The 21,180-nt window shown below is 72.4% G+C and carries 21 protein-coding genes; 14 read left to right on the forward strand and 7 right to left on the reverse strand.

Features of this window, described 5'->3' with window-relative positions; all coding sequences use genetic code 11:
- Window positions 1-231 precede the first annotated feature (231 nt).
- The 3 genes from ACFWPS_RS25640 (at window position 232) to ACFWPS_RS25650 (ending at window position 2,206) form a co-directional block, all read left to right on the forward strand.
- A complete protein-coding gene (locus ACFWPS_RS25640) occupies window positions 232-1,068 on the forward strand; it encodes a slipin family protein (RefSeq protein ID WP_383708505.1) in 837 nt (278 codons plus the stop codon).
- A 64-nt stretch (window positions 1,069-1,132) separates the two neighbouring features.
- On the forward strand, window positions 1,133-1,987 hold the full coding sequence (locus ACFWPS_RS25645; protein WP_383708506.1) for a polysaccharide deacetylase family protein: 855 nt from the start codon (window positions 1,133-1,135) through the stop codon (window positions 1,985-1,987).
- Between the two features lie 18 nt (window positions 1,988-2,005).
- Window positions 2,006-2,206, forward strand: a complete 201-nt coding sequence (locus ACFWPS_RS25650; protein ID WP_383708507.1) for a hypothetical protein — start codon at window positions 2,006-2,008, stop codon at window positions 2,204-2,206.
- Here the strand turns inward: ACFWPS_RS25650 and ACFWPS_RS25655 are convergent.
- Both ACFWPS_RS25655 and ACFWPS_RS25660 read right to left on the reverse strand, forming a co-directional pair.
- A complete protein-coding gene (locus ACFWPS_RS25655) occupies window positions 2,198-2,869 on the reverse strand; it encodes an ABC transporter (protein WP_383708508.1) in 672 nt (223 codons plus the stop codon). The two genes, ACFWPS_RS25650 and ACFWPS_RS25655, sit on opposite strands and share 9 nt — an antisense overlap.
- Window positions 2,866-3,738, reverse strand: a complete 873-nt coding sequence (locus tag ACFWPS_RS25660; RefSeq protein ID WP_383708509.1) for an ATP-binding cassette domain-containing protein — start codon at window positions 3,736-3,738, stop codon at window positions 2,866-2,868. Before ACFWPS_RS25660 ends, ACFWPS_RS25655 begins: the two co-directional genes overlap by 4 nt.
- A 107-nt stretch (window positions 3,739-3,845) precedes the next feature.
- On the opposite strand from ACFWPS_RS25660, the gene ACFWPS_RS25665 reads away from it, so the two are divergent.
- Window positions 3,846-4,541, forward strand: a complete 696-nt coding sequence (locus ACFWPS_RS25665; protein ID WP_383708510.1) for a peptidyl-tRNA hydrolase — start codon at window positions 3,846-3,848, stop codon at window positions 4,539-4,541.
- 6 nt (window positions 4,542-4,547) lie between these two features.
- Here ACFWPS_RS25665 and ACFWPS_RS25670 read toward each other — a convergent pair whose 3' ends face one another.
- On the reverse strand, window positions 4,548-5,876 hold the full coding sequence (locus ACFWPS_RS25670; RefSeq protein WP_383708511.1) for an FAD-dependent oxidoreductase: 1,329 nt from the start codon (window positions 5,874-5,876) through the stop codon (window positions 4,548-4,550).
- A 199-nt stretch (window positions 5,877-6,075) separates the two neighbouring features.
- Between ACFWPS_RS25670 and ACFWPS_RS25675 the strand changes: the two genes are divergently transcribed.
- From ACFWPS_RS25675 to ACFWPS_RS25695, 5 genes are all read left to right on the forward strand, one after another.
- Window positions 6,076-6,867, forward strand: a complete 792-nt coding sequence (locus tag ACFWPS_RS25675) for a DUF4142 domain-containing protein (RefSeq protein WP_383708512.1) — start codon at window positions 6,076-6,078, stop codon at window positions 6,865-6,867.
- A 123-nt stretch (window positions 6,868-6,990) separates the two neighbouring features.
- Complete coding sequence (locus ACFWPS_RS25680; RefSeq protein WP_383708513.1) at window positions 6,991-8,274, forward strand: DUF692 domain-containing protein; 1,284 nt, start codon at window positions 6,991-6,993, stop codon at window positions 8,272-8,274.
- A gap of 194 nt (window positions 8,275-8,468) precedes the next feature.
- Window positions 8,469-9,266 (forward strand): DUF4142 domain-containing protein, encoded by a 798-nt coding sequence (locus tag ACFWPS_RS25685; protein WP_383708514.1) that lies wholly within the window; start codon window positions 8,469-8,471, stop codon window positions 9,264-9,266.
- A gap of 96 nt (window positions 9,267-9,362) precedes the next feature.
- Complete coding sequence (locus tag ACFWPS_RS25690; protein WP_383708515.1) at window positions 9,363-10,142, forward strand: TIGR04222 domain-containing membrane protein; 780 nt, start codon at window positions 9,363-9,365, stop codon at window positions 10,140-10,142.
- Between the two features lie 152 nt (window positions 10,143-10,294).
- The gene (locus ACFWPS_RS25695; RefSeq protein WP_383708516.1) at window positions 10,295-11,935 is read left to right on the forward strand and encodes an alpha/beta hydrolase; all 1,641 of its coding nucleotides are present in this window, start codon (window positions 10,295-10,297) and stop codon (window positions 11,933-11,935) included.
- Window positions 11,936-11,942: 7 nt separating this feature from the next.
- Here the strand turns inward: ACFWPS_RS25695 and hemQ are convergent, their stop codons facing one another.
- Both hemQ and hemG read right to left on the reverse strand, forming a co-directional pair.
- Complete coding sequence (hemQ, locus tag ACFWPS_RS25700; RefSeq protein ID WP_383708517.1) at window positions 11,943-12,674, reverse strand: hydrogen peroxide-dependent heme synthase; 732 nt, start codon at window positions 12,672-12,674, stop codon at window positions 11,943-11,945.
- A 5-nt stretch (window positions 12,675-12,679) separates the two neighbouring features.
- Window positions 12,680-14,194, reverse strand: a complete 1,515-nt coding sequence (hemG, locus tag ACFWPS_RS25705; protein WP_383708518.1) for a protoporphyrinogen oxidase — start codon at window positions 14,192-14,194, stop codon at window positions 12,680-12,682.
- Between the two features lie 155 nt (window positions 14,195-14,349).
- Between hemG and ACFWPS_RS25710 the strand changes: the two genes are divergently transcribed.
- Complete coding sequence (locus ACFWPS_RS25710) at window positions 14,350-15,240, forward strand: DUF4349 domain-containing protein (protein ID WP_383708519.1); 891 nt, start codon at window positions 14,350-14,352, stop codon at window positions 15,238-15,240.
- A gap of 37 nt (window positions 15,241-15,277) precedes the next feature.
- Complete coding sequence (locus ACFWPS_RS25715) at window positions 15,278-16,669, forward strand: FAD-dependent oxidoreductase (protein ID WP_383708520.1); 1,392 nt, start codon at window positions 15,278-15,280, stop codon at window positions 16,667-16,669.
- A 78-nt stretch (window positions 16,670-16,747) separates the two neighbouring features.
- On the opposite strand, the gene ACFWPS_RS25720 is transcribed toward ACFWPS_RS25715, so the two are convergent.
- On the reverse strand, window positions 16,748-17,056 hold the full coding sequence (locus ACFWPS_RS25720; protein WP_383708521.1) for a hypothetical protein: 309 nt from the start codon (window positions 17,054-17,056) through the stop codon (window positions 16,748-16,750).
- Between the two features lie 121 nt (window positions 17,057-17,177).
- On the opposite strand from ACFWPS_RS25720, the gene ACFWPS_RS25725 reads away from it, so the two are divergent.
- Window positions 17,178-18,002 (forward strand): rhomboid family intramembrane serine protease, encoded by an 825-nt coding sequence (locus ACFWPS_RS25725; RefSeq protein WP_383708522.1) that lies wholly within the window; start codon window positions 17,178-17,180, stop codon window positions 18,000-18,002.
- A gap of 9 nt (window positions 18,003-18,011) precedes the next feature.
- Here the strand turns inward: ACFWPS_RS25725 and hemE are convergent, their stop codons facing one another.
- Window positions 18,012-19,079 (reverse strand): uroporphyrinogen decarboxylase, encoded by a 1,068-nt coding sequence (hemE, locus tag ACFWPS_RS25730; protein WP_383708523.1) that lies wholly within the window; start codon window positions 19,077-19,079, stop codon window positions 18,012-18,014.
- 108 nt (window positions 19,080-19,187) lie between these two features.
- Here hemE and ACFWPS_RS25735 point away from each other — a divergent pair, with 108 nt between their 5' ends.
- Window positions 19,188-19,874, forward strand: a complete 687-nt coding sequence (locus tag ACFWPS_RS25735) for a DUF3000 domain-containing protein (protein WP_383708524.1) — start codon at window positions 19,188-19,190, stop codon at window positions 19,872-19,874.
- A gap of 324 nt (window positions 19,875-20,198) precedes the next feature.
- Window positions 20,199-20,858: a LuxR C-terminal-related transcriptional regulator gene (locus ACFWPS_RS25740; protein ID WP_383708525.1), complete on the forward strand. Its 660-nt coding sequence runs from the start codon at window positions 20,199-20,201 to the stop codon at window positions 20,856-20,858.
- Window positions 20,859-21,180: the final 322 nt, after the last annotated feature.

A 21,180-nucleotide genomic window follows, 5' to 3' on the forward strand; every position in this document is an offset into this window, starting at 1 on the left:
TGCTTCTTTTGTTTATATTTCACCGCCTGAGCCATGACCCCCGGGTAACGACCTCTCGCCCAAGCCCCCTGGGACACGGCCGCCTGACCGGGGGGCCGCCCCGGGCCGGGGTGCGGCCGCCCCTGGGCACCCCGGCCCGGACCTGCTCCCCGGCGGCCGTGGCCCCGACCCTCCAAACGGGCATATCGTGTCAGCAACAGACATACCGGACCTCTTTACCTGGGGGTCGTGATGGTTCAGGAACTGCTGGTCGCGGTGGTGGCGGCGCTGTGCTTCGGCGCGCTGTACCTGGCCGCCGGTGCGCGGGTCGTCAAGCAGTACGAGCACGGCGTGCTGTTCCGGCTCGGCCGGGTCACGGGTGACGTACGGACACCCGGCTTCAATCTGGTGATCCCGTTCGTGGACCGGCTGTACAAGGTCAACCTGCAGATCGTCACGCTGCCGGTCCCCGCCCAGGAGGGCATCACCCGCGACAACGTCACCGTGCGCGTGGACGCGGTCGTCTACTTCCGGGTGGTCGACGCGGTGAGCGCGCTGGTCAAGGTCGAGGACTACAAGTTCGCCGTCTCGCAGATGGCCCAGACCTCGCTGCGCTCCATCATCGGCAAGAGCGACCTGGACGATCTGCTCTCCAACCGCGAGAAGCTCAACCAGGGCCTGGAGCTGATGATCGACAGCCCGGCCGTGGGCTGGGGCGTGCAGGTGGACCGGGTCGAGATCAAGGACGTGTCCCTGCCGGACACGATGAAGCGCTCGATGGCCCGCCAGGCCGAGGCAGACCGGGAGCGCCGGGCCCGGATCATCAACGCCGACGCCGAACTCCAGGCCTCCCGGAAGCTTGCCGAGGCGGCCCAGCAGATGGCCGCCACCCCGTCGGCCCTGCAACTGCGACTGCTGCAGACGATCGTGGCGGTGGCCGCCGAGAAGAACTCCACCCTGGTCCTGCCGTTCCCGGTGGAGCTGCTGCGGTTCCTGGAGCGGGCCGGCCGGCAGCAGCCGGGGCCGAACGGCGAGACCCCGGCCGGCATCACCGAGAGCACCCTGCGGACAGGGCCGCCGCCCGGGTGACCCGGCCAGGCGCCGCCCGCCGCGCCACCCTGGAAATTCGGACATTCCGACCTACGTTCATAGGGTGATCCGACTAGCACGCCGTCTTGCCGGTACGACCGCCGTCTGCGTCGCCCTGGGCGCCGCGCTCGCTGCCTGTGGCACCACCGAGGCACCCCACCCCGGCCCCCCGGCCCCCGCCAGGGCCTCCTCCTCCGCCACCCCGCCGCCCACGCTCACCCCCGGCCCCGGCGGTGCGGCGCCCGTCTTCATGAACGGTCCGCGCACCCTGGGCAAGACCGTCGCCCTCACCTTCGACGCCGACATGACCGCCGACCAGGGGCCGCGCGCGGCCGCGGGCGAGCACTTCGACAACCCGGCGCTGATCGCGACCCTGCGCAGGCTGCAGGTGCCGGCCACGATCTTCATGACCGGCCGTTGGGCCGACGAGTACCCGGCGCAGGCCCGTTCCCTCGGCCGCGACCCGCAGTTCGAGGTCGCCAACCACTCCTACAGCCACTACGCCTTCACCGGCGACTGCTACGGCCTGCCGACCGTCTCCGCCGCGAACATGAAGTCGGACGTGGAGCGCGCCTACGCCGCGCTGCTGCGTGCCGGGGTACCGCACCCGATGCCGTACTTCCGGTTCCCCGGCGGCTGTTACGACCGGCAGGCGCTGCGCGCGGTCGGCGCGCTCGGGGTCACCGCGGTGCAGTGGGACGTGGTGAGCGGGGACGCGTTCGCGACGGACGCCGACGCGGTGACCAAGCAGGTGCTGGACGGGGTGAAGCCCGGTTCCGTGGTCGTCATGCACTGCACCCGCAGCGCCGCCCCGACCACCGAGCAGGTGGTGCGGACCGTCGTACCGGAGCTGCGCAAGCGGGGCTTCCGGTTCGTGAAGGTGTCCGAGCTGATCGGGGAGACGCCCGGTCACCGGTGACCGTCCTACGCTGGAGGCATGAGCGACGAGGGTTACTGCACGACCACCGGGGCAGCGAAGCCGCCGACGGCGGAGGGTCCGCCGTATGCGGAGTGTGTGCCGTATGCGGAGTGTGTGCTGTGCCGGGAGCCGACGGAGTACCCGGAGTCGTACAAGGGCATCACCATGTGTCCGCGCTGTGAGTGGCAGGAGGCGCAGCGGAGCGCCTGTTCAGGGTGAGCGGCGGCCGTTGAGGGCGCAGGCCAGGGAGAAGGCCGCGGTGGTGAGCAGGGCCGCCGCGGCCACCGGCAGCGGGGAGACCGGGATCCGGCCGGACTCCGAGCCGGTGACCAGGCCGCTGACCGCCGCGTGCGCCGGGGAACCCGCGACCACCGTCGAGAGCAGGGCGGCCAGCAGCATCGTGGGCACCGCCCGGCCCGGCGAGCGCAGCAGCGGCCGGTTGGTGAGCGCGCCGACGGCGCTGCCGAGCAGCGCGCAGGCGAGGGTCGCGAGGAGACCGGCGGCGCCGGCCCGCAGGGGTGGTACGGGGAGCCGGTGGTCGTTGGTGGCGTGCCGGCTGATCACCGTCACGACGAGGGTGGCCGCGGTGCCGAGCAGGCCGGCGGCGAAGAAGGCGGTGAGCAGGGCGGCCAGATGGGTCCTGGCCGGGCCGCGCGCCGCGGTGACGCAGGCGCGGGCGGCCGGCGGTTCGCCGGTGACACAGATCCGTACCAGCCAGGCGGCCACCGGCAGCAGCGCGGCGGCCGTGTACCCGAGCGAGTCCAGCACCGGCTGTCCGCTCTGCACGCCCACGCCCAGGAACACGGCGTACAGGATCACCGGGGGCAGCCAGCGCTGGGAGCGCAGGAGGAGAGCGGTCTGGTAGCGGAGGAGTCCGGTCATGGCCGGTCTTTCTCGTCCGGTCGGACGTCCGGGGGACTGACGGAGACCACATGCCAAGGCGGGTGGGCCGTGAGGAGGGCACGCAGCACCACGTCCGAGTGGGACGCGGGAACCGTAAGACGGTAGGTACCGGGGGCCGGTTCCTCGGCCGAGGCCGCCGTGCGGGTCGCGTCGGCGGGCAGCCGGCCGCCGGCCGGGCCCCGAACGGTGACGAGGGTGAGCGGGCCGACGGGTGAAGGCGCCTGGTCGGTACGGGGTCTGAGGGCGCCGTCGACGACCTGGTGGACCGCGTCGGGCACGCCCGCGAGGCGCCGGGGATCATGGTCGACGAACACGACGGCACCCCCGGCGGCGGTGCGTTCGGCGACGGCCCGCTCCAGTTCGGCGCGGGCCTCGGCGTCGAGGCCGGTCCAGGCCTCGTCGAGGACGAGGAGTTCGGGGTCGGCGAGCAGCGCCTGGGCAACCGCGACCTTCTGGCTGGTGCCCTTGGAGAGCTGGGCCATGGGTGTGGCCGCGTAGGCCGCGGCGCCGAACCGCTCCAGCCAGTTCGCTGCGCGGGCGGCGGCCGACCGGCGGGAGAGGCCGTGCACGGTGCCGAGGTGGGTGAGGTAGCCGGAGGGGGTGAAGGGGAGGGCCGAGGGGAAGCGCTCGGGCACGTACGCGGTGCGGGGGCGGCCGGTGATACGGCCCTCGGTGGGGGTGTCTATGCCGGCGACGAGGCGGAGCAGGGTGGACTTGCCGGTGCCGTTCGCTCCCTCCACGCGGGTGAGGGAGCCGGGGGTGATGGTGAGGTCGACGCCTCTTAACACCCAGGGGCCGCGTATGCCGTAGCGGCGGCCTACGCGGGCCAGTTCAAGATCACGGTGCATGGGGTCATTGTGGAGCGGGATCGGGGTGGTGGGTTGCGGTTGTGCGCGGACCGCAGGTGCGTGGGGGCTGTTCGCGCAGTTCCCCGCGCCCCTTATAGGTTGGTGCAGTGAGCGCTCCCTTCCAGGTCTCGGCGAACAGCCGGGACGAAGCACCCCAGTTTGTGCTGCCCCTTGTCGTGCGGATAGAGAAGTCGGCTCCCCCGGCCCGCACCGACGCACTCGAAACAGCCGCTCGGGCTGTCCTGACCCTGCTCAGTGACCCGCGGGCGCTCGGCGACGGGGAGTGGGCTCAGGCCGTGCGGGACTGGGAGGACGCGCGGATCCGGAAGGTCGTGCGGCGGGCGCGCGGGGCCGAGTGGCGGCGGGCCGGGGAACTGCCCGGGATCACCCTCACGGGGAAGTCCGCCGAGGTACGGGTGTTTCCGCCCGTTCCCCTGGACGGGTGGCCCAAGGAGCTGGCCAAGTTGCAGGTGTCCGGGACCGAGTTGGACGATCCGGAGCCGCCCGTGGGCGCCGACAGGGCCGGGCCCGTGCTGTGGCTGAACCCGGAGCTGGAGATGTCGGCCGGCAAGGCGATGGCGCAGGCCGGGCACGGGGCCCAACTGGCCTGGTGGGCGCTGTCGGAGGCGGAGCGGGACGCCTGGCGCGACGCCGGGTTCCCGCTCGCCGTACGGACCGCCGATCCGGCCGAGTGGCGTCAACTGACGGACAGCGGGCTGCCGTTGGTCCGGGACGCCGGGTTCACCGAGATCGCGCCGGGCAGCTGCACGGTGGTCGCGGACCATCCCGCGCTCCGGGGCTAGGGGCTGTCAGTCGGTGTCGGCGCCCCGGTAGGCGTACATGTCGGCGAGGAACTTGCGGCGCAGGGCGGGGACCTTGCCGGTCACGCTGAAGAAGCTGCGGGTGGCGAAGAGGGCGAGGCGGCCGGTGACGGGCCGGTAGAGCGGGTCGTCGCCGCTGGTGCCGTTGTTGTCGAGGGACTCGGCGACGCGGGTGAAGCCGTAGGGGATCATCTTCGCCTCGTAGTCGCCGATCGCGGTGAGCAGCGGTTTGTCGCCGCGGGCGGCGGCGGTCAGTTCCCGGCAGAGCAGCGAGGCGTCGCGCAGCGCGGTGTTGGCGCCGACGCCCTGGCCCGGGGTCATGGTGTGGATGGCGTCGCCGAGCAGGGTGACGGTGGTCGTCGGCCACGGCTCGACGGGGACCGAGGTGGCGATCTTCAGCGGGAACGCGGCCGCCGGGTCGGACAGTTCGAAGATCCTGCGCAGGTCCGGGTGCCAGTTGCGGGTCACTCCCAGGACCGTGTCGACGAGCTGCTTGCCGCGCTGCCGGGCCGTGTCCTCGGGGAAGTGGTCGTGGGAACTCCACACGGACAGGTTGATGTAGTCGTGGGTGTTGTCGAACCGCAGGCCCGACCAGCCGGCCGGCAGGGCCTTGTCGGCGGGGTTCTTGGGCCGGCCCTCGGCGTCCCATTTGAACTCCATGACGTGCAGCATGCCGATGAGGCCCTTGGTGCCGAAGATCAGCGAGAGTCCGTTGAGCACCTCGTCCGACAGCAGTGCGCGGGTCTCGGGCGTGAGTGCGGTCCTGGTGGCCACGGCCGTGATCCCGGTGTCCCTGATCTCCGCGTGCGGAAGGTACTGCCGGCGTACGGCGGAGCGGGTTCCGTCGGCGGCGACCAGGACGTCACCGGTCGCGGTGGTGCCGTCGGCGAAGTGGGCGGTGACCCTGCCGTCCGGGTGCTGCTCGTAGCGGGTGAACTCCTTGCCGTAGTGCACGACGTCGTCCATGCCGGTGAAGAGCACCTGGCGCAGGGTCGAGCGGGACACGGAGCGTTCGCTGTTCACCTCGTCGGCGGCCTCGGGCAGCTCGATCGTGGCGGTGGTGCGGTTCGACTGGGTGAGCACGTTGAAGTACCGGGGGTCCCGGGCACAGGTGTCGACGAACGTGCTGAAGAGCCCTGGCGGCAGGCACTCGTGCAGGGCACGGCTGCCGGTGGGGTCGATGCCGACCCGGTAGCCGTACAGGCCGTCGCTCCGGGAGCCGTAGCGCTCGTACACCGCGACGGAGACGCCGGCCTCCTTCAGACCGTGCGCCAGGCACATCCCGCCGGTGCCGCCGCCTATGACCAAGACGTGCATGACGATCACTTTCCTCGATGTTCATGTGTCTCGATTTTCGAGACACATAAGCTTGAACATGGAGATACTCGATTGTCAAACCATCCACCCTGACCTCGGATCTTTTACCTTTCCTTGGAAACTTTGCCGTTTGTTTGAACACCGCTGCCGCCCCACCCGTACGTCCTGGCACTGAACCAGCGACACGGGGAGGCATCCCTTGCGGCGTTTCAACGGAACGGCCCTGATCATGGCGGCCATGGCCACCACGCTCGGCGCGCTCGCCTACCCCGTGTGGTCGTACGCCGACCGCTCGGGCACCGGGCAGGCGAATGTGGCGGCGGGCACCGTGGCGACTCAGTGGGGTCCGTTGACCGCCGCCGACCGGGACCTGATCGTGCGGGTCCGGCTGGCCGGGCTGTGGGAGCTGCCGGCCGGGCAGCAGGCCATCCAGCGGGCGCCGAGCACGGCGATCAAGGAGGCCGGCGACCACCTGATCGTGGGCCACACCGACCTCGACAAGCGGGTCCGGATCATCGCGGCGCAGCTGGGCGTCGAGCTGCCCAACGTGCCGAACGAGCAGCAGCAGGGCTGGCTCGACGAGATGTCGGCGGCGACCGGCTCGGAGTACGAGTACAAGTTCGTGAACCTGCTGCGGGCCGCGCACGGCAAGATCTTCCCGGCGATCGGTACGGTGCGGAACACCACCCGCAACACCCTGGTACGGCAGCTGGCCTCGGACGCCAACCAGACCGTGCTCGACCACATCACGATCCTGGAGAAGACCGGCAAGGTCGACTTCGACGCCATCGCCAACGAGATCGCCAACGCGGCCACGGCCAGCCCGACCGGCCCGGCCGCGCCGGTCCCCGGGCAGGTGGTGCCCTCCGCCCCGGCCGCGCAGGCCAGCGGCAACGTACAGACCTCGTCCAAGCCCTCCCCCGGCGCGCCGGGCACGGTGAACACGGCTCGCCCGGACCCCACGGACTCGCTCGGCCTGCTCGGCCAGTAGCCGAAGAGCTCCCCGGAGCGCGACCCCGAACCTCAAATGTTGCTCTGAAGCGGCAGGCAGCACGGTTCGCGGGCGCGCTCCGGGGCCATACCCCCCTCACTCGAAGCAGCAGGGGGGACGGCCATGGCCTTGGAGCGGCTGGGAACGGGCATCGGCTGGCGGCCGGAGATCGCGGACGCCGTGGAGCGCATGCCGGGCATCGACTGGGTCGAGGTCGTGGCCGAGAACACCTGCCCGGGTCACCTCCCCGAGTCGCTGCGGCGGCTGCGCGAACGCGGGGTGACGGTCGTGCCGCACGGCGTCTCGCTGGGTCTCGGCGGCGCGGACCGCCCGGACGAGGACCGGCTCGCCGCACTCGCCGAGCGGGTGGCGGCGCTGGGCTCGCCGCTGGTCACCGAGCACATCGCGTTCGTCCGCGCGGGCGGCCCGCGCACGGTGTCGCCCGTCCTGGAAGCGGGCCATCTGCTCCCCGTCCCCCGCACCCGGGACGCCCTCGACGTGCTCTGCGAGAACGTCCGGATCGCCCAGGCCGCACTGCCCGTGCCACTCGCCGTCGAGAACATCGCCGCACTCGTCTCGTGGCCGGGCGAGGAGATGACCGAGGGGCAGTTCCTGTACGACCTCGTGGACCGCACCGGGGTACGGCTGCTGATCGACGTGGCGAACCTGCACACCAACCACGTCAACCGGGGTGAGGACCCGGCCGAGGCGCTCGCCGAACTCCCCGTCGAGGCCATCGCCTACGTCCATGTCGCGGGCGGCTCCGAGCGGGACGGCGTCTGGCACGACAGCCACGCCCAGCCGGTGCCCCCTGCGGTCCTGGACATCCTGACCGGCCTCGCGTCCCGGGTGGCGCCGCCGGGTGTGCTGCTGGAGCGGGACGAGAACTTCCCGGAACCGGCCGAGCTGGAGCGGGAGCTCGCGGCGATCCGGGCGGCCGTGGCGGCGGGGGGTGCGGTGGCCGGCGGGCAGTGGGAGCCCTCGCCCACGGCGACCGCGCCCGAGGTCCCCGACGCCACCCGGCAGCGGGTCGGGCTCGCACAGGCCGCGGTGCTGTCCTCGCTGGTCGCGGGGACACCGGTGCCGGAGGGGTTCGACCGGGTGCGGATGGGGGTGCAGGCGCGGGCACTGGCGGCGAAGCGGGCGGACGTGGTGGCGAAGGTGGCGCCGGAGCTGCCGGAGATCCTGGGGGCGGGTTACCGGGCGGCGTTCCTGGCGTATGCGCAGGAGCGGCCGATGACGGGGGGCTACCGGCGGGACGCGCTGGAGTTCGCGGGGGTGCTGCTGGGGGCAGGGCGGCCTACGGACAAGGTTTCTCACCGGCGACTGGAGCAGTGGTGGCTGGAGCGGGCGGGGTCGGCACCTCGGCGATCGCTTGCCCGGAGGGTGCTGCTGCGGCGGGGGTAGCGGCCGGGGGGGTGGGGACGCTCACCGGCGCTGGCCGGGTGCCGCAGGACACGGCTGGACAGCGCCCCGTCAGGGGCGCGGGGAACTGCGCGGCCAGCCCCCACCGGCCCGCACCCGAGGTCCGGCCGAAGCTCCCCGTCGGTAATATGCCAACCCCGCGCGGCGAAGCCCCACCGTGCGGTGCAGGAGGCATCATGCGCGCGCGACCCCGACCCCCCGTCCAGGGACGAGGCATATTCAGCGGTACCTCGCTGATCATCGTCTGTCTCGCGGCGACCCTCGCCGCCCTGGTGTTCCCGATCTGGTCGTACGCCGACCGCTCGGACCCGACCGGCTCGGTGAACGTGCTCAGCGCCCAGACCGTGTCGACGGCGTACGGCCCGCTGTCCGCGCAGGACCGGGACTTCATCGTCAAGGTCCGGCTCGCCGGGCTCTGGGAGCTGCCGGCCGGGGAGATGGCGGAGGAGAAGGGCACCACGGCGGCCGTACGGACGGCCGGGCAGCACCTCGTCGACGGGCACACCTCCCTCGACGCCCACGTCCGCACCGTCGCCACCCAGCTCGGCGTGCCGATCCCGAACGGGCCCAACGCCCAGCAGCAGCAGTGGCTCGCCACCCTGAGCGCCGCGCAGGGGCAGGACTTCGACCGGGAGTTCGCGAACATCGTGCGGCTGGCCCACGGCCGGGTCTTCTCCGTGGTCGCCCAGGTCCGCGCCGCCACCCAGAACACACTGGTCCGCGACCTCGCCGACGATGCCAACACCACCGTCCTCGACCACATCAAGGTCCTGGAGGCGACGGGCTACGTCGACTTCGCCACGCTGGCGCAGCAGTTGGCCATCACGCCCTCCCCCGTGGCCTCGCCGCCCGTCGTCGCCCCCGCCGACGCGACCCCGGTCGCGGCGGCGCCGGCACCCGCGGCGTCGCCGTCCTCGACGTACACGCTGCCGCCCGCCACCGCCAGTCCCGAGCCGACGTCCCAGAACCCCTGACCTGCAGGGGAAGCGGAACGTCACATACCGACAACACTCGGTCCGGAATGTGAACAGGGCATGGCGGTGGCCAGGCCGCTGGCATAGAAACGTGTCATGTTCTGGGTCCTTCTCCTGCTCCTGGCCTGGGCCGTCGCCGGCACCGCCTGCACCCGGTTGTGCCTGGCCGCCGTACGGACGGCGGTCGTCGACGCGGACGCGGGCCGGGGACACGATCTGACGCTGTACGAGGCCGCGTTCCTGTCCGGCGGGCCCGCGCGGGTCGCCGATCTGACGCTGGTGTCCATGGCCAGGCAACGGCGGCTGCTGCTGGCCCACACCGGCTGGGCGACCGTCGTGGACCCGCGGGGGCGGGACGAGATGGAGCGGTCGGTGATAGGGGCCATCGGGCCCGAGGGGCAGTCGCGGATAGCGCCGGTGCGCTCGGCGGCCGCCGACACGGACGCCGTGCGGAGTCTCGGCGAGGGGCTGGTGCGGGCGGGGCTCGCGGTGCCCGACGCGGCGGCGCGGACCACGGTCGCGTCCGGTGTCCGGCAGGTCCGGGCCGCCGCACTGGCGGTCCTCGGGCTGGGCGTCGCCGCGCTCACGCTGCCCGCCCCGACCGAGATGCCGCGCGACCTGGTCGCGGTCTGGTTCGCGCTGCCCCTCGCCCTGACGCTGAGCTGCCTGGCCATCGCCCGGGTCGAGGTGCACCCGTACTCGCGGTGGGCCTCCCCAGCCGGGCAGCGGCTGCTCGGCGTGCTGCACCGGCGGGTGAACCGCACGGCCGACGACCACTCGCTGCTGACGTCCGTCGCGGTACGCGGCATCCGCGCGATCGGCGAGCCGGAGCTGCGTGCGGCCTTCGCACACCGGGACCAGCTCCCGCGGGAGTGAGCGGGGGCGCATAGGGGGCAATGCGCCGACACCGGCCCGATGGTGCTTGCCTTCGCCGACAACCGGTCGAAATATCCCTTTTATTGCTGCCGTGCAGTCGCTGCGGTGCCTTGCCGCCACGCCACCGCAGCCGTGCACCGAAGGGATACGCCATGAGAGCCCCCGCCCTGTACTCGGCAGCCGGGTCCCTGATCCTGACCACCCTGGCCGCAGCCCCGGCCGGGAGCGCCCCCCGCGTGCCGGACACGACCGCGGCCGAACTGCGCGGCACCGCCGTGGCCGCCGCGCGGGCGCGCGCGGAGGGCATCGACTTCGGCCGGTGCGCCGCCGACCTGGAGGCGCCGGACACCTTCCGGTGCGGCACGGTGACCGTCCCGCTGGACTACGCGCACCCGGACGGCAAGCAGATCAAGCTGACCGTCAGCCGGGTGGTGGCCACCCACAAGGACCCGCACAACAGCAAGCGCAAGGTGCCCCGGCAGGGCGTCCTGGTCTACAACCCGGGCGGCCCGGGCGCCTCCGGCATGATCTTCCCGATGATCGGCGTGCTGCCCGAGTGGAAGCGCATCGCCGCCGCCTACGACCTGGTCGGCTACGCCCCGCGCGGCGTCGACCGCTCCGCCCCGCTGTCCTGCGTCGACCCCAAGCACTTCTTCAAGGCGCCGTCGCAGTCGCCGACGCATCCCTCCGCGTCGTACAAGAAGGCACGGATCAAGGAGGCGAAGGCATACGCGCAGGGCTGCCTCAAGCGCTCCGGGAGCAGGCTGCGCCACTACACCTCGCTCAACAACGCCCGGGACCTGGACGTACTGCGCGCGGCGCTCGGCGAGGACCGGCTGACCTTCATGGGCGCCTCGTACGGCACCTACTTCGGCGCGCTGTACGCGACCCTCTTCCCCTCGCACGTACGGCGGATGGTGCTGGACTCGGCGGTGAACCCGGACCCCGAGCGGATCTGGTACCGGGACAACCTGGAGCAGTCGGCCGCGTTCGAGGGCCGCTGGGCGGACTTCCGGGACTGGATCGCCAAGCACGACGACGTGTACGGGCTCGGTGACACGGCCGCGAAGGTGCAGGCGAGTTACGACAAGGCGAGCAGGCGGCTGGCCAAGAAGGCGGCCGGCGGGAAGGTCGGGCCGGGGCAGTTGCAGGGCGCGTTCCTGTCGGCCGGGTACTACGACGACTACTGGCCCAGCCGGGCGGAGGCGCTGTCGAAGTTCCTCAGGGGGGACGCCAAGCCGCTGGTCCGGCTGGCGGCGCCGGTGACGGAGACGGCCGCCGAGGCGGAGAACGGCAACGCCGTCTACACGGCCGTCGAGTGCAACGACGCCCCCTGGCCGAGGAACTTCGCCACCTGGGACCGGGACAACACCCGGCTCGCCCGCGTGGCGCCCTTCGAGACCTGGGACAACGCCTTCATGAACCTGCCGTGCGCCTACTGGCCGGTGCCCCGGCAGAAGGCCCTCGACGTACGGACGGGCCCAGGTGAGCTGCCGCCGACGCTCATCCTGCAGGCCGAGCGGGACGCGGCCACGCCGTACGCGGGCGCGCTGGAGATGAACCGGCGGCTGGCCGACTCGGTACTGGTGACCGAGCGGGACGCGGGCACGCACGGCATCGGCGGCGGCCCCAACAAGTGCGTGAACGGCTACCTGGAGGCCTACCTGCTGGAGGGCAGGCTCCCGGACCGGCGCGCCTCCTGTGCGGGCCACCGTGAGCCGAAGCCGGCGGCCGACCATGTCCGGCGGAAGAACCTGCGGGACTCCCTGAAGGGCAAGGCCGGCCAGCGCTGACGACCGGTCAGGCGAGGCCCGCGACCAGCTCCGCGATGTCCTTGCGGCGGCCCGTGTAGAACGGGACCTCCTCGCGGACGTGCATCCGGGCCTCGGAGGCACGCAGGTGGCGCATGAGGTCGACGATGCGGTACAGCTCGTCGGCCTCGAAGGCCAGCAGCCACTCGTAGTCGCCGAGCGAGAACGAGGCGACCGTGTTGGCGCGCACGTCCGGGTAGCCGCGGGCCATCTTGCCGTGGTCGGCGAGCATCCGGCGGCGGTCCTCGTCGGGCAGCAGGTACCAGTCGTACGACCGCACGAACGGGTACACGCTCACGTAGTTGCGCGGGGTCTCGTCGGCGAGGAACGCCGGGATGTGCGAGCGGTTGAACTCGGCGGGGCGGTGCAGCGCCATGTTCGACCAGACCGGCGTCAGGGCACGGCCGAGCCTGGTGCGGCGGAAGAGGTTGTACGCCTCCTGCAGCTGGTCGCTGGTCTCGGCGTGCCACCAGATCATCAGGTCGGCGTCGGCGCGCAGCCCGGAGAGGTCGTAGGTGCCGCGGACGGTCACGTCCTTGGCGGCGAGCTGGTCGAACAGCTCCTGGACCTCGTCCGCGTAGCCGGCACGGTCCTCGGGCAGCACGTCCTTCAGCTTGAAGACCGACCACAGGGTGTAGCGGATGACCTCGTTGAGGTCCTTGGCCAGCTTGCCCTTGTTCGGGATCCTGCCGGACTCGGTGGTGGGGGCGTCGTCACTCATGGTCCCTATTCTCCCGCTCCGCCGTGCAGGCTCTGCACCGGGTTGGCCGTCAGCTCCTCGACGCCGGCGAGGTCGCCCGCCAGCTGGTCCACCGCGGCGTACGCGCTCGCGATGCAGGCGGGGATGCCCACGCCGTCGTACTGCGCCCCGCACACCGCGAGGCCCGGCAGCTTGCCGACGTGCTCGCGGACGCGGGCCACGCGCGCGTGGTGGCCGACCGGGTACTGGGGAAGGCCGTCGGTCCAGCGGGTGACGCGGGTGGCGACGGGGGCCGCGTCCAGGCCGGTGGCCGCGTGCAGGTCGTGCCGGGAGAGGTCGACGAGGCCGGCGTCCTCGCGACCGAGGACCGCGGTCTCGCCGTACCGGCCGACCGAGGTGCGCAGGACGACGACGTCCGGGTTCTCGTCGGCGATCCAGCCCCACTTCTGGGAAGCGAAGGTGGAGGCCTTGATGGTGCGGCCGTCGACGGGCGGGACGAGGAAGCCGCTGCCCTCGGGGAGGGCGAGGTCGGCGCGGCGGTAGGCGAGGGTGACCAGGGCCATCGAGGCGTACTCGACGGCGGACAGTTCGGCCGCGGCGGCGGGCACCTCGGCGCGCAGCAGGGTGGCGGCGACGGGCGCCGGAACGGCGACGACCACGGCGTCGGCGTGCAGGACCCGGTCACCGGCGACGATGCGCCAGGCGGTGCGCGAACCGTCGGCGTCCGGCGTGCGGGAGCCGTCGCGGTCGGCCGCGTCCGCCCGGTCGGCCCGCACCCGGCGCAGCTCCGTCACGGGCGCGCCGGTGACGATCTCGCCGCCGCGGGCCCGGACCGACTCGGCCACCGCGAGCGGCAGGGTGCCGACGCCGCCCTCGATACCCATGAAGACCGGCCCGGTCTGCCGGCCCGCGACCGCCCTGGCCTGGATCTCGCGGACGGCCTCCGTCAGCGAGTCGTGGGTCCTGGCCGCCTGGTAGAGCTGCGGGACCGCCGAGCGCAGCGAGATGCGGTACGCGTCGCCCGCGTAGACCCCGCCGAGCAGGGGCTCGACCAGCCGGTCGACGACCTCCCGGCCCAGCCGGGCGGCCACGTACTCCCCCACCGCAACGTCGTCGCCGACCTCGGTACGGGGCAGGTCGGCGTCGCGCTCGATACGGGCGATGCCCTCGTCGGACAGCACCCCGGACAGTGCGGCGGCGGTGCCGGGGACGCCCATGACATGGCCCTTGGGCATGGGGCGCAGGGCGCCCCGGGTCCAGATGGAGGCGGAGGCGGTGGCCGGCGGCTGGAGCCGCTCGCCGAGGCCGGCCTCGCGCGCCAGGGCGACCGCCTCGGGCCGGCGGGCCAGCATCGACTCGGCGCCCAGGTCGACCCGCACGCCCGCGATCTCGCCGGGCAGCAGCTTGCCGCCGACTCTCTCCGACGCCTCCAGCACGGTCACGCGCGCGCCGCGCTCCAGCAGCCGGTGCGCCGCGGCCAGCCCCGCGATCCCGGCTCCGATGACGACGACCTGCCCCGTGCCCGTACCCGTTGCGCTCATGAACCCCACTCTCTCAGACCTCACCGACGCTCCCGCCCGGGCCCGGTGACCGGCACGCGTCCGGACCGTGACCGCATCGGGACCCGCGCCGCCAAACGTCCCGCCCCGCCCCGGCGTCGAAGGAAGGTCAGTCATCACGACCCCCGGGGGGAACCATGCGCCATCCCGTACGACCCGCCCTCGCCGGCCTCCTGCTCTCCGCCGCCCTCGTCCTCACCGGATGCGGGGCGAACGACAGCGCCGACGGAGGCTCCGCGAGCGATGCCAAGGCCGGTGTGAACAGCGCGGCCCAGGAGGCGGCGGGCTCGGCAGGCGCCAAGGACAGCGGCAGCGGGACCGGCCGGACGACGCCCGATCTCACGGTGAACCGGATCATCCGCACCGCCTCGCTGACCGTGCAGGTCAAGGACGTGCCCAAGGCCCTCGACGAGGCCCGCACCGCGGCGGAGGACGCCGGCGGCTACGTCGGCAACGAGACCACCAGCCGGGACGCGGAGGGCAACGAACGCACCCGGGTGGTCCTCCGGGTCCCCACCGGGAAGTACGACGAGGTGCTCACCGGCCTCCAGGGCGCGGGCAAGCTGATCGACCGCACCGCGAAGGCGCAGGACGTCACCGACCAGGTGGTCGACGTGGACAGCCGGATCAAGTCGCAGCGGGCCAGCGTGGCCCGGGTCCGCGAGCTGATGGACCGGGCCTCCAAGCTCAGTGACGTGGTCACCCTGGAAGGGGAGTTGAGCAGCCGGGAGGCAGACCTGGAGGCGCTGCTCGCCCGGCAGGCGTCCCTGAAGGACCGCACGAGCATGGCCACGATCACGCTGTCCCTCACCCGGACGCCGGTGGCGAAGGCCGCGAAGGACGACAGCCCGGGGTTCGTGGACGCCGTGTCCGGCGGCTGGCACGTCTTCGTCACCATGCTCCGCTGGATCGCCCTGGCCCTGGGCGCGGCCCTGCCGTTCGCGGCGCTGGCGGCCGTGGCGGCGCTGCTGTGGTGGAAGCTCGTACGCAGGCGTCGTACCCCCGCCCAGCCCGGCAGCGAGACCTGAGCGAGCCCGAAATGCCCGCGCCCCGTAGCGTGTTCGCATGAACATGAGCGGTGGGCGGGAACGACTGGTCGTGATCGGCGGTGACGCCGCGGGGATGTCCGCGGCGTCCCAGGCACGCCGGCTGCGGGGACCGGACGAGCTGGAGATCGTGGCCTTCGAACGCGGCCACTTCACCTCCTACTCGGCGTGCGGCATCCCGTACTGGGTCGGCGGTGACGTCGGGGAGCGGGACGAGCTGATCGCCCGCTCCCCCGAGGAGCACCGGACCCGCGCGATCGACCTGCGGATGCGCACCGAGGTCACGGAGATCGACGTGGCCGGGAAGCGGGTACGCGCGCGTGACGTGGATTCCGGCGCCGAGTCCTGGACGTCGTACGACAGACTCGTCATCGGCACCGGCGCCCGCCCGATCCGCCCCGACATGCCGGGCGCGGACGCGCCGGGGGTGCACGGTGTGCAGACCCTGGACGACGGCCAGGCCCTCCTCGACACGCTGGCACGCACGCGTGGCCGCCGGGCCGTGGTGGTCGGCGCCGGTTACATCGGCGTCGAGATGGCCGAGGCGCTCATCAACCGGGGCTACGAGGTGACGGTCGTCAACCGCGGCAGCGAGCCGATGTCCACGCTCGACCCGGACATGGGCCGCCTGGTGCACGAGGCCATGGAGGGCCTCGGCATCACCATGGTGAACGACGCCGCGGTCACCAAGGTGCTCACCGGCCAGGACGGCAGGGTGCGCGCGGTGGCCACGGAGGACGCCGAGTACCCGGCGGACGTGGTGATCCTGGGCATCGGCGTCCGCCCGGAGACCGGCCTGGCCCAGGCGGCGGGCCTGCCCGTCGGGGGGCACGGCGGCCTGCTCACCGACCTCGCGATGCGGGTGCGCGGGCACGAGGACATCTGGGCGGGCGGCGACTGCGTGGAGGTCCTGAACCTGGTCTCGGGCCAGGAGCAGTACATCCCGCTGGGCACCCACGCCAACAAGCACGGCCAGGTCATCGGCACCAACGTGGGCGGCGGCTACGCCACGTTCCCGGGTGTCGTCGGTACGGCGGTGAGCAAGGTCTGCGACCTGGAGATCGCGCGCACCGGTCTGCGCGAGAAGGACGCCCTGCGGGTGGGCCTGCAGTTCGAGACGGTCACCATCGAGTCCACGAGCCGCGCCGGCTACTACCCAGGCGCGAACCCCATGACGGTCAAGATGCTCGCGGAACGCCGGACGGGCCGCCTGCTCGGCGTCCAGATCGTGGGGCGGGAGGGCGCGGGCAAACGGGTCGACATCGCGGCCGTCGCCCTCACGGCCAACATGACGGTGGAACAGATGACGGCCCTGGACCTGGGCTACGCCCCGCCGTTCTCCCCCGTGTGGGACCCGGTACTCGTAGCCGCGCGCAAGGCGACGGCCAAGGTACGCAGCGGGGCTTTCTGAGAAGCGCCCAGGCGGCCTACCAAGGGGCGCGGGGAACTGCGCGACCAGCCACAGCCCACCCGCACCCCGCAACGGCGATCAAGCCGTCCCGCTGATCCGCGGCAACGAAGTGACCCCTGCGCCACCCGGCGCAGCCGCGGCAACCCCACCCCCCTGCTCGGTCCCCGGCCGCGCATGCGCGGCCGCGGGTCGCGTCGACCGCAGCCGGTTGCTGACTGCCTCGTCCAGCGTCACCGGCCGCTGCATCTGCGCGGCCAGCCGCCCCGCCTCCTGGCCGAGCCGCGCCACGTCCTCCCAGGGAAGCTTCACGACAAGGGAGAGCTCCGCCTCGCCGTCGGGGAGCGCCTGCATGGGAGGGAATGCCTGAGGAGTAACCCGCTCGTTCATCGCCTGTTCCTCACGTCGCCTGAACCTCACGTCGGTCGCAGGGACATACGCACGCGCGCGTGCCGACGTTCACGGCGACACCCCGCGCTTCGAGCGCCCCCGCCCTGGGCACTAGTCAGCTGTGGTCATCCCCGTTCATGACGTGAACCCGGTGCGTCGCACGCCGTACGTGACGTACGCACTGATCGCCGCGAACGTGCTCGTCTTCCTGTTCACGCCCGGCATAGCCGACTCCGTGGCCGGCGGCAGCGATCTGGCGCAGCTGTGTCATCTGCAGGCCTTCATGGACCACTACGCGGCGGTACCCAAGGAGCTGATCCACCATCAGCTGCCGCAGGTGGTCCCGACCGGCCAGGTGGGCGTCGGCCGGAACGGCCCCGGCTGTGTCGTCGGCCCGCCCGGTTACGACAAGTCACCGGCGCTGTCGGTCTTCACGGCGATGTTCCTGCACGGCAGCTGGCTGCACCTGCTGGGCAACATGCTGTTCCTGCTGATCTTCGGCAACAACGTCGAGGACCGGATGGGCCACATCCGGTACTTCCTCTTCTACGTGTTCTGCGGCTACGCGGCCGGCTACGGCTTCGCGCTCCTCAACGCCTCGTCGGGCGACCCGCTGATCGGCGCGTCCGGCGCGATCGCCGGGGTCCTGGGCGCCTACCTCGTCCTCTACCCGACGGCCAGGGTCTGGGTCCTGGTGCCGTTCCTGGTCTTCCTGCCGCTGCGGCTGCCCGCCTGGCTGGTGCTGGGCTTCTGGTTCGTGCTCCAGGCCGTGTACTCGTCCGGCGAGGGTGTCTCCGACGCCGGGACCGTGGCGTACGCCGCGCACATCGTCGGCTTCCTGGTGGGCATGGTGCTCGCCTGGCCGCTCAAGCCGGGCACGCCCCCGCCGCCGGAACCGCGCGGCCTGCTGTTCGGCAGACGGGCCCGGCCCCGGCACAGCTGGTAGCGGATCGGGTCAGCGCCCCGTCTCGGTGTGGACGAACTCGACGAGCCGGGTCAGCGCGTCCGGGTCGGTGGACGGCATCACGCCGTGGCCCAGGTTGAAGACATGGCCTTCGAGACCGGCCGCCGCTTCGAGCACCTCGCGCGCCTTGGTCTCCACCGCTTCCTTGCCGGCGAACAGGACGGCCGGGTCGAGGTTGCCCTGGAGCGCCTTGCCGGGGCCGATCCGGCGGGCGGCCTCGTCGAGCGGGACCCGGTAGTCGACGCCGACGACGTCCGCGCCGGCCTCGCCCATGAGCTTCAGCAGTTCGCCGGTGCCGACCCCGAAGTGGATGCGCGGAACGCCGTATCCGGCGACGGCGTCGAAGACCTTCGCCGAGGCGGGCAGCACCGAGCGCCGGTAGTCGGCGGGGGCCAGCGCGCCGGCCCAGGAGTCGAAGAGCTGGACGGCGGAGGCGCCGGCCTCGATCTGCACCTTGAGGAACGCGGCCGTGATGTCGGCGAGGCGGTCGAGCAGGTCGGCCCAGAGCTCCGGGTCGCCGTACATCATCGCCTTGGCGTTCTCGTACGTGCGCGAGGGGCCGCCCTCGACGAGGTAGCTCGCGAGGGTGAACGGGGCGCCGGCGAAGCCGATCAGCGGGGTCGGGCCGAGCTCGGCGGTGAGCAGGCCGATCGCCTCGGTGACGTACCAGACGTCCTCGGGGGTGAGGTCGCGGAGCTGGGCGAGGTCGGCACGGGTACGGATCGGGTGCGCGACGACCGGGCCGACGCCGGGCTTGATGTCGAGGTCGACACCGATGGCCTTGAGCGGGACGACGATGTCGCTGAAGTAGATCGCCGCGTCCACGTTGTGCCGGCGGACGGGCTGGAGTGTGATCTCGGCGACCAGCTCGGGCCGCGTGCACGACTCCAGCATCGGGATGCCCTCGCGCACCCTGTGGTACTCCGGCAGCGACCGGCCGGCCTGCCGCATGAACCAGACGGGGGTGTGCGGCACGGGTTCACGCCTGCACGCCTTCAGGAAGGCACTGTCGTACGTCGCTGTCGGCTGCTGGCCCGTGGGGCTTCCGTTCGCACTCACGACGGCAAGTCTCGCACGCCCCGGAAGCCGACCTGGCCGCGCCCTTACGTGGCCCTTAGGTGGTGTCTCTCCCTGCACGAAGGCGTCGTTCCCCTTACTCTTCCCCGCATGGCTGCGGCTCAGGGACGACTGTCGGACGGCGCTGGCGGGATGGGCGAAGGGAAGGACAACGGGGAGGACGAAGGACATACCGGGAGTACGGCGCCACCGGTACCACCGGCCTTCCGGGCCGCGGTCGACGCGCTGCGCGGTGCCCGGCTGCGGCCGCAGGTCGAGGTGGAGCCGACGCCCGCCCCGCAGCGTCTCGCCCCGTTCGCGTACGCCGTCGAGGCTGCGGTCGTCGACGGCGACCAGGATCTCGCCGACGGGCGTCTGGTGCTGCTGCACGACCCGGCCGGGCATGACGCCTGGCACGGCACGTTCCGGCTGGTCACACTGGTGCGCGCGGAGCTGGAGCCGGAGATGGCGGCCGATCCGCTGCTGCCGGAGGTCTGCTGGGCGTGGCTGACCGGCGCCCTCCAGGCGCGCGGCCTCACGTACGGCGAGCCGAGCGGGACCGTGACGCGCGCCAGTTCGCACTACTTCGGCGGGCTGTCCGCGCGCCCCGCCGCCTCGCAGATCGAGATCCGGGCCTCCTGGACGCCCCGGGAGGGCCGCACCGGCACCCCGGACACCGCGGCCCACCTGGCCTCCTGGTGCGACCTGCTGGCCCAGGTGGCAGGTCTGCCGCCGGCCGCCCCCGGCGACGCCTCGGTGGTCACGCTGCCGCAGCGCCGCGACCCGCAGGCGCGCTGAACCCTCACCGCCGTTCATCGGGGACCCGTCCACCCGGGTCCCGTCGACTCACCCTGTCCACCCGAGTCCCGTCGACTCACCCTTCATTGACCATCTCTTTGTCGATACGGCCACTTTCTGTCCCGTACGGCAACGGCCCGAACCGATTCGATCTTCGGATGATCGATCGCGTGTCCGAATTGCACGTATTGTTACTCACCAGATCGTGATCATTCTCTAAAGGCGGACGGGTTTGGTGCCGAAGACGACTGTGACCTTGAAAGCACGGTTCGTCCCGGCTTCATCCCCACAAGCCGGCCCCCGTCCCCCACCCCAGGAGGCCTGGTGTCCGTTCTCCTCGAGCAGCCCGCAAGCCTGGTCGCCTACCGCCCGAACAAGCCCACCGCCATGGTGGTCGTGGCCGACCCGCGCGTCCGCTCCACCGTCACCCGCCACCTGTGGGCGCTCGGCGTGCGCGATGTCATCGAAGCCTCGTCCATCGCGGAGGCTCGTCCCCGCATCGGCAACCCCCGCGACATCTGCGTCGCCGACGTCCACCTCCCCGACGGCTCCGGCCTGACCCTCCTGTCCGAGACCCGCGCGGCAGGCTGGCCCAACGGCCTGGCCCTGTCCGCCGCCGACGACATCGGCGCCGTGCGCAACGCCCTGGCCGGCGGCGTCAAGGGCTACGTCGTCACCGGCACCCGCACCAACATCGGGCTCCCCTCCCGACCCGGTGCCGCCCCCATGGGCTCCGCCGCCCGTATGCACCGCCGCCCCCCGGGTGCCCCGAGTCACCCGGGCGGCTACCGCGAGCTCTCCGGCCGTGAGGTCGAGGTGCTCCGGCTGGTCGCGGAGGGCCAGTCGAACAAGGCGATCGGCGTCTCGATGGGACTGTCCGCCCTCACCGTCAAGAGCCACCTCGCCCGCATCGCCCGCAAGCTCGGCACGGGCGACCGTGCCGGAATGGTCGCCGTCGCCCTGCGCACCGGCATCATCCACTGACCGGCCGATCACCGATCACCGGCCACCGATGGCCGATCCCCCTGCAACGATCACCGATGGCCGATCACCGGACGTCGGCCACTCATCACCAGCCTCCCCGACCGACCTCCCCGACCGTCGGCCTCACTGATCGTCGGTCACCGACCGGTCGTACGTTCACCGACGTGACCCGACCGACCACTGGTCCGCCGTCATGTCGTAACCCGCTGTCCCCCGTTCGTGGAGCTGATCTTTCACCGGCCTGACTGGTTTACGACCCTCCGGCGTGGGGGCCCGGCTCAGCTCCGGGACCACCCCCCCGCACCACCCCCACGACACACAA

It is taken from the genome of Streptomyces sp. NPDC058457 (genome assembly GCF_042720695.1).
Taxonomy (GTDB): Bacteria; Actinomycetota; Actinomycetes; order Streptomycetales; family Streptomycetaceae; genus Streptomyces.